This window comes from Pseudomonas sp. NPDC098747 (genome assembly GCF_044760045.1).
Lineage (GTDB): Bacteria > Pseudomonadota > Gammaproteobacteria > Pseudomonadales > Pseudomonadaceae > Aquipseudomonas.
The window spans coordinates 325-8,570 of sequence record NZ_JBIWAL010000065.1 but is presented as its reverse complement, the minus strand read 5'-3'; the positions used below and the strand labels follow the sequence as shown (position 1 = coordinate 8,570).

Annotated in this window: 6 protein-coding genes and 1 pseudogene; 4 read left to right on the top strand and 3 right to left on the bottom strand. The window is 59.4% G+C overall.

Annotation, left to right across the window (positions count from 1 at the left end; genetic code table 11):
* Both hisD and hisC read left to right on the top strand, forming a co-directional pair.
* Positions 1-1,280, top strand: a 1,280-nt coding sequence (hisD, locus tag ACIQVE_RS25785) for a histidinol dehydrogenase (RefSeq protein ID WP_402813912.1), incomplete at its 5' end; no start/stop codon positions are given.
* Between the two features lie 2 nt (positions 1,281-1,282).
* Positions 1,283-2,335 carry a histidinol-phosphate transaminase gene (gene hisC, locus ACIQVE_RS25780; protein WP_402813910.1) on the top strand — a complete coding sequence of 351 codons (1,053 nt, stop codon included), beginning with the start codon at positions 1,283-1,285 and terminating at the stop codon, positions 2,333-2,335.
* A 232-nt stretch (positions 2,336-2,567) separates the two neighbouring features.
* Here hisC and ACIQVE_RS25775 read toward each other — a convergent pair whose 3' ends face one another.
* The 3 genes from ACIQVE_RS25775 to algW all read right to left on the bottom strand — a co-directional run bounded on the left by ACIQVE_RS25775 (position 2,568) and on the right by algW (position 6,662).
* Positions 2,568-3,287, bottom strand: a complete 720-nt coding sequence (locus tag ACIQVE_RS25775) for a DUF4198 domain-containing protein (protein ID WP_402813907.1) — start codon at positions 3,285-3,287, stop codon at positions 2,568-2,570.
* A gap of 12 nt (positions 3,288-3,299) precedes the next feature.
* Complete coding sequence (locus tag ACIQVE_RS25770) at positions 3,300-5,417, bottom strand: TonB-dependent siderophore receptor (RefSeq protein ID WP_402813904.1); 2,118 nt, start codon at positions 5,415-5,417, stop codon at positions 3,300-3,302.
* 87 nt (positions 5,418-5,504) lie between these two features.
* The gene (algW, locus tag ACIQVE_RS25765; RefSeq protein WP_402813902.1) at positions 5,505-6,662 is read right to left on the bottom strand and encodes a Do family serine endopeptidase AlgW; all 1,158 of its coding nucleotides are present in this window, start codon (positions 6,660-6,662) and stop codon (positions 5,505-5,507) included.
* 103 nt (positions 6,663-6,765) lie between these two features.
* Between algW and ACIQVE_RS25760 the strand changes: the two genes are divergently transcribed.
* Both ACIQVE_RS25760 and cysD read left to right on the top strand, forming a co-directional pair.
* The gene (locus ACIQVE_RS25760; protein ID WP_402813900.1) at positions 6,766-7,524 is read left to right on the top strand and encodes a Nif3-like dinuclear metal center hexameric protein; all 759 of its coding nucleotides are present in this window, start codon (positions 6,766-6,768) and stop codon (positions 7,522-7,524) included.
* A 289-nt stretch (positions 7,525-7,813) separates the two neighbouring features.
* Positions 7,814-8,246, top strand: a pseudogene (cysD, locus tag ACIQVE_RS25755) (sulfate adenylyltransferase subunit CysD); the annotation flags it as partial.

The window sequence follows — 8,246 nt, the reverse complement described above, 5'->3', positions numbered from 1 at the left end:
ATTTCGCGCATCATCTGGATCATCTGCTGAGCTGGGAAAGTGTGTCTGACGACTCGGTCAATCAGCGCGTGCTCGACATCATCAAGGCTGTGCGTGAGCGTGGCGACGCGGCGCTGGTCGAGTTCACCAAGAAGTTCGACGGCCTCGATGTCGCCTCGATGGCTGACCTGATCCTGCCGCGCGAGCGCCTGGAGCTGGCCCTGACCCGCATCACCGTGCCGCAACGCGAAGCGCTGGAAAAAGCCGCGGCCCGTGTGCGCAGCTACCACGAAAAGCAGAAACAGGATTCCTGGAGCTACACCGAGGCCGACGGCACCGTGCTGGGCCAGAAGGTTACGCCGCTGGATCGCGCCGGCTTGTATGTGCCGGGCGGCAAGGCGTCGTACCCCTCGTCGGTGTTGATGAATGCGATTCCGGCCAAGGTTGCCGGCGTGACCGAAGTGGTCATGGTCGTGCCAACCCCGCGCGGTGAAATCAACGAGTTGGTGCTGGCGGCTGCGTGCATTGCCGGCGTCGACCGTGTGTTCACCATCGGTGGCGCACAAGCGGTTGCCGCGCTGGCCTATGGCACCGAAAGCGTGCCGAAAGTGGACAAGGTCGTCGGCCCGGGCAACATCTATGTCGCCACAGCCAAGCGCCACGTGTTCGGCCAGGTTGGCATCGACATGATCGCTGGTCCTTCGGAAATCCTCGTGGTGTGCGATGGCCAGACCGACCCGGACTGGATCGCCATGGACCTGTTCTCCCAGGCCGAGCACGACGAAGACGCGCAAGCGATTCTGGTCAGCCCCGACGCCGAGTTCCTCGACAAGGTCGCCGCGAGCATCGACAAGCTGCTGCCGACCATGGATCGCGCAACCATCATCGAAACTTCGATCAATGGCCGCGGTGCGTTGATTCACGTGCGTGACATGGCCCAGGCCATTGAAGTCGCCAACCGCATCGCACCGGAACACCTTGAACTGTCGGTCGCCGACCCGCAGGCCTGGTTGCCGCAGATCCGCCACGCCGGCGCGATCTTCATGGGCCGTCACACCTCCGAAGCGTTGGGCGATTACTGCGCCGGTCCGAACCACGTGCTGCCGACTTCCGGCACCGCGCGTTTCTCTTCGCCGCTGGGTGTATACGACTTCCAGAAACGTTCCTCGATCATCTTCTGCTCCGAGGCCGGCGCTTCCGAGTTGGGCAAAACTGCTTCAGTACTGGCTCGTGGCGAATCGCTGAGCGCTCACGCCCGCAGCGCCGAATACCGCATCAAAGACGAATCGAAGGGGAACTGAACATGAGTAAATTCTGGAGCCCGTTCGTCAAGGATCTGGTGCCTTACGTGCCGGGCGAGCAGCCGAAGCTGACCAAACTGGTCAAGCTCAACACCAACGAAAACCCCTACGGCCCGTCGCCAAAAGCCTTGGCGGCGATGCAGACCGAACTCAACGACAACCTGCGCCTGTACCCGGACCCGAACAGCGATCTGCTGAAAAATGCTGTCGCCACTTACTACGGCGTGCAGACCAGTCAGGTGTTCCTCGGCAATGGTTCGGACGAAGTGCTCGCGCACATTTTCCACGGCTTGTTGCAACACGATCAGCCGATTCTGTTCCCCGATATCAGCTACAGCTTTTATCCGGTGTATTGCGGTTTGTATGGCATCAAGTTCGACGCAGTGCCGCTGGATGCGCAGTTCCAGATCAATCCAGCGGATTACGCCAAGCCCAACGGCGGGATCATTTTCCCCAACCCGAACGCCCCGACTGGCTGCCTGTTGGCGCTGGATGCGGTTGAGCGGATTCTCATCGCCAGCCCGAATTCGGTGATCGTGGTGGACGAGGCGTACATCGACTTCGGTGGTGAAACGGCGATCAGCCTGGTGGATCGTTATCCGAACCTGTTGGTGACGCAGACTCTGTCCAAGTCGCGTTCGTTGGCGGGCCTGCGGGTTGGCCTGGCGGTGGGGCATCCGGACCTGATCGAGGCGCTGGAGCGAATCAAGAACAGCTTCAACTCGTATCCGCTGGATCGCCTGGCGAACGTCGGCGCGGCGGCGGCATTCGAGGATCGTGAGTATTTCGACAAGACTTGCCGTCTGGTCATCGAAAGCCGCGAGTGGGTTGTCGCGCAATTGCAGGGCAAGGGTTTTGAGGTGTTGCCGTCGGCGGCGAACTTCATCTTTGCCCGGCACCCGCAACATGATGCGGCGGGGCTGGCGGCGAAATTACGTGAGCAGGGCGTGATTGTGCGGCACTTCAAGCAAGAGCGGATTGCGCAGTTCCTGCGGATCTCGATTGGCACGCCGGAGCAGAATCAGGCGTTGATCGATGGTCTCGGCGACCTCTAACAGCAGAAGCCCCTCACCCTAACCCTCTCCCAAAGGGAGAGGGGACTGATTGGGGGATGCTTTAACGTTACGTCGACCTGGGAGTGCTTTACCGAATCCATAATCGACTCGGTATTTCAGGGTCGATGCCTTCCTGAATCCATAATCGACTCGGTATTTCAGGTCGATGTATGGCGCCAGACACCTCGGTCGGCTCCCTCTCCCTCTGGGAGAGGGCTGGGGTGAGGGTTTTTTACTCGTGATGGGGCTCGCCCAGGAAAGTCAGCGAACTGAACAACCCGCGACTGTTCACATCAACACTGTCCTTCACCGGCACCTCAATCTGCGCCGCAATCACGTTCAACCCTTCATTTCGCACCAGCACCTGCGCACGTCCGTCCTTGTCGGTCTCGGTGCTCAGGGTATTCGGTGCACTGCGGTAATCGCCAATCAACTTCACGCCCGCCGCCGGTTTGCCATCAAGCAACACGCGCACTGGCAATGACTTACCCGGCCCGACCGTCAGCGGATCAACTTCCGGCAGAATCAGCAACTTGATCTGATCCAGCTTGGGCAACTTCGCCCCCGGCTGATAAATCGCCAGGCTGTACTTGAACGTCTCGGTCGCCTCGACTGCACCCGGCACTTTGCTGCGCCCTTCGTTGATCCACTTCTTGTCAGCGGTTTGCGACCACATTCCGTTGTTCAGGGCGACGGCCATGACCGCGGGTGTTTTCAGCGGTTTGAGGCGAGCGTGATCGGCCAGGCGTTCGACGCTGACCGGGATCATCTTGCCGCTTGCGTCATAAGCCCACGCGCCGCTGATTTTCTGTGCCTTGAAGGCGTTGTCCTCGGCACCGTGGCCGTAGATCACTTCGATGTTGCCGCGCCGTTGTTCGGTCCACAGGCCATGGGCCGAGGCTTGTCCGGCGAACAGCGCAGCGATGATCAGGAGGGTTTTGCCGTATTGCATGGTGACGTCCTTTTACAGATTGAGTGACAGGCTGACGGTGAAATTGCGAGGCTCGCCGGGGTTGACCCAGTAATTGCTGTAGGAGCGCTCATAGTATTTTTCGTCGAAAACGTTGTTCAGGTTCAGGCCGACGGTGACGTTTTCGCTGGCCTTGTAATGGGCCAGCAGGTCGACCGTGTGATAGGCCGGCAATTCGAAGTCGCTACCGGATTCGCCCGAACGGTCGCCGACATAAGTGAACGCCGCGCCAACGTCCGAGCCGCGCAAATGCCCGTCCTGAAATTCATAAACTCCCAGCAGACTGCCGCTGCGTTTGGCCACGCCGAGGATGCGGCTGCCGGTGGGAATCACCGCGTCGCCCTGAGTCACCTCGGCGTCGATGTAGGCGAAGGCGCCGATTACCCGCAGGGCATCGGTGACTTGCCCGGTCACTTGCAGGTCGAAACCGCGACTGCGTGCCTTGCCCATCGCACGGTTAGTGTCGGTGGCAGGGTCGAGCGCGAGGACGTTTTCCTTGTCGATGTGGAAGAAGGCGAGGGTGCTGCTCAGACGTTCGTCGAACAGTTCGTTTTTGATCCCCACTTCGTAGCCGACGCCTTCTTCGGGATCGAAGGATTTGCCGGCAGCATCAAGACCGTTGTTCGGTTTGAACGAGGTCGAGGCGTTGGCGAACAGGCCGGTGTTCGGTGTCAGTTGATAGAGCAGGCCGGCGCGCTGGGTGAGGGCGTCGTGGGTCTGGCGGCTGCTGGCATTTCGGCTGTGGTCATCGATGTTTTGTTCGAAGTGTTCGAAGCGTGCGCCGATCATCCCGCGCAGTTTGTCGGTAAAAACGATTTGATCCTGCAGGTTCAGCGCATGGCTTTCGAGGTGTTCGAAGAAGTCGGTGCCCGAGCGTGCGCCGTTGGGTTTCGGCTGGCCGTAGATCGGTTTGTAGATGTCGACGGCGTAGGGGCCGCCGGCGATAGTGGTGACGCGCTCGTTCTTACGGAAATTCTCGTATTCGGTGCCGATCAGCAGTTCGTGTTGCCATGGACCAAGGTCGAACAAACCACGCAATTCCAGTTGAGTGATGCTGTCATGCCAGTTGGTATCACGCTCGCGGTAGCGACGGTTGTCGGTGCGGCCATCGGCATTCAGCGGGCGATTTTCCGAGGCATCGCCCCAGAGTTTGCCTTCTTTGTAATGACTGGCCAGGCGCAGTTTCCAGCTGTCGTTAAGGTGATGTTCGAGGGTCGCCTGAAGCAGGTTGTTGTGGTTGTCGATGTTGCCGTCGTTGGGTTCGCCGAGGAACGTCGAACGTGAAACACCGCTCCATTTATTGTTAGGCGCGACGATGCCACGGTCGAATGTCGAGCTGTGACGGACGATTTCGCTTTCTACCAACAGCGACGTATCCGGGTTCAGTTGCCAACTGATCGAGGGCGCAACGAATACACGTTTGCTGTCGACGTGATCGCGAAAGCTGTGGTTGTCCTCGACCGCAAGGTTGATCCGCGAAAGCACGTTGCCCTGTTCATCGAGCGGCGTGTTGACGTCCAGCGCCGTGCGATAACGATCCCAACTGCCGGCGCTGGTCTGCAACGTGGTGAAGGCTTCGGGCTGCGGCTTCTTGGTGACGATGTTCACCGTGCCGCCTGGGTCGCCTCGGCCATAGAGGCTGGCCGCCGGGCCTTTGAGCACTTCGATACGCTCGATATTGGCCGCGTCCGGTGTGCTCGGGTAGCCGCGGTTGGCGCTGAAGCCGTCCTTGTAGAACTCCGATGTGGTGAAGCCGTGCACGCTGTATTCGTAGAGCGTCAGGCCGCCGAAGTTGTTTTGCTTAGATACGCCGCCGGCGAAATCCAGAGCGCGTTCGACGCTGGTGCTGCCCAGATCCTTGAGCACGCTGGCCGGCACCACGCTGATTGCCTGCGGGATATCGCGGATCGCGGTGTCGGTTTTGGTCGCGCTGGATGAGCGCGTGGCACGGTAGCCCTTGACTGGGCCGGTGGGGGATTCGTAATCGGAGGTGACGCTGATCGCGTCGAGTTCGAGCGGTTGCGGCTCGTCGGCAAAGGCCGCATCGCCCAGCAAGCCAAGGGGTAGACCGAGAGTCAGGCCAAGCAGGGAGGCCCTTGTTCGAGACGACATGTTATGTTGTTCCAATTGTTAGATTGAAACAATATAACATGCCTTTTGAGAATGTCTTTTATTCGCGCCGTTGATGCGAAAAAAATCTTACTCTTGTTTTTCCTGCACCGGCGCCGGCGGTGGACGCAGGCCGATTTCTGCCGAGAGCTTCAGCTCCTTGCCGTTACGCATGACCTGAATCGTGACCTTGTCGGTCGGTTTGATTCGCGCCACCTGGTTCATCGAACGGCGCCCATCGCCGGCCGGTTCGCCATCAATGCTGAGAATCACGTCGCCCAGTTGCAGGCCAGCCTTCTGTGCCGGGCCGTCGCGGAAAATCCCCGCCACCACAATTCCCGGACGCCCGGACAAGCCAAACGATTCGGCCAGTTCCTGAGTCAGCGGCTGCACTTCGATGCCGAGCCAGCCGCGAATCACCTGCCCGTGCTCGATGATCGACTTCATCACTTCCATCGCCAGTTTCACCGGGATCGCAAAACCGATGCCCTGGGAGCCGCCGGACTTGGAGAAAATCGCCGTGTTAATGCCTGTGAGGTTGCCATTAGCATCCACCAGTGCACCGCCGGAGTTGCCTGGGTTGATCGCCGCGTCGGTCTGGATGAAGTCTTCGTAGTTGTTCAGGCCCAACTGGTTACGCCCGGTGGCGCTGATGATGCCCATGGTCACGGTCTGGCCGACGCCGAACGGGTTGCCGATGGCCAGCGCAACGTCGCCGATGCGGATATTGTCGGAGCGGCCGACAGTGATAGCCGGCAGTGTTTTCAGATCGATCTTGAGCACTGCGAGGTCGGTTTCCGGGTCGCTGCCGATCACGCGGGCCAGGGTTTCACGGCCATCCTTGAGCGCCACGACAATCTGGTCGGCGCCGCTGGTCACGTGGTTGTTGGTCAGGATGTAGCCTTCCGGGCTCATGATTACGCCGGAACCAAGGCTCGACTCCATGCGCTTCTGCTTGGGCGAGTTGTCGCCGAAGAAGCGGCGGAACTGCGGATCTTCAAATAAAGGATGTGCCGGTTTGGCGATGACTTTAGTGGTGTAGAGGTTGACTACCGATGGCGCGGCGATGGTCACCGCATCCGCATAGGACACCGGCCCCTGCCGTACGCTGGTGGTCTGCGGCGCCTGTTGCAGGTTGACGTCGAGGCTCGGCAGCCCCACCCACTGCGGGTAACGTTGAATAATCAACAGAGCGATAAGCACACCGGCCAACAACGGCCAGCCAAAAAAACGCAGCGCCTTGAGCATTAAGCACGTCCTGGAAAAGTTGCAGGCGAGTTCAGACCGCCCATAATGTCGCGCATTATACGAGGCCGCGCGTGCCTCTGAACGGGATATTTAGGAGTCTTTCATGGCCGTCGCCCTCAGCACCCTCGTCGAAGAAGCCGACCGTTACCTGACCAGCGCAAAAATTGCCGACTATTGCCCCAACGGTTTGCAGGTCGAAGGCCGTCCGCAGGTGATGCGCATTGTCAGCGGCGTCACTGCGAGCCAAGCGTTGCTGGACGCCGCCGTAGAGGCCGAGGCCGATCTGGTGCTGGTGCACCACGGTTATTTCTGGAAGGGTGAAAACCCCTGCGTCACTGGCATGAAGCAGCGCCGCTTGAAGACTTTACTCAAACACGACATCAGCCTGCTCGCCTATCACTTGCCGCTGGATCTGCACCCAGATGTCGGCAACAACGTGCAATTGGCGCGTCAGTTGGATATCACCGTCGAAGGCCCGCTGGATCCGGACAATCTGAAAATCGTCGGGCTGGTCGGTTCGCTGAGCGAGCCAATGACCCCGCGCGATTTCGCCCGCAAGGTCCAAGAGGTAATGGGGCGTGAGCCGCTGCTGATCGAAGGCAGTGGGATGATCCGCCGTGTTGGCTGGTGCACCGGTGGCGGTCAGGGATACATTGATCACGGTGTGACGGCGGGTGTCGATCTGTTTCTCAGTGGTGAGGCTTCCGAGCAGACGTTCCACAGCGCCCGAGAAAACGACATCAGCTTCATCGCCGCCGGTCATCATGCTACCGAGCGATATGGTGTGCAGGCCCTCGGCGACTACCTGGCGAAACGCTTCGCCCTCGAGCACATCTTCATCGATTGCCCGAATCCCATCTAACACCACCTATCCCCTGTGGGAGCGAGCTTGCTCGCGAAGAGGCCCAGTCAGTCGACATCATCGTTGAATGGCAGACTGCTTTCGCGAGCAAGCTCGCTCCCACAGTGGTCTTGGCCAGCCAAACGAGTGGGCATATTCATATGCCCTTTCGTTCTAGTTGGCGTCCTGATTAGAAGTGGTCGCTGTGCTAGGATTCCCCGCTCGAACACGGCCCGCTGGCCGTTCATAAGAAAGCTTTCGTGAGTAGCCATGGTCGACAAACTGACGCATCTGAAACAGCTGGAGGCGGAAACCGCCGTTTCCGGTGATGCAAGTCGACACCCGCTGGAAATTCCAGGAAATGTACAAGTTCCGCGACAAGATGGTCGAAGAGCTTGGCCTGGACTTGATCACGCACATCAACCCCGATGGCGTGGCGCAGAACATCAACCCGTTCACCCACGGCAGCGCCAAGCACACCGACATCATGAAAACCGAGGGCCTGAAACAGGCGCTCGACAAGCATGGTTTCGACGCAGCTTTCGGCGGCGCCCGTCGCGATGAAGAGAAGTCCCGCGCCAAAGAGCGTGTGTATTCGTTCCGCGACAGCAAGCACCGCTGGGACCCGAAGAACCAGCGTCCGGAGCTGTGGAATGTCTACAACGGCAAGGTCAACAAGGGCGAATCCATTCGTGTGTTCCCGTTGTCGATCTTGTATTATGTTTATATTTTGCAGTATATTT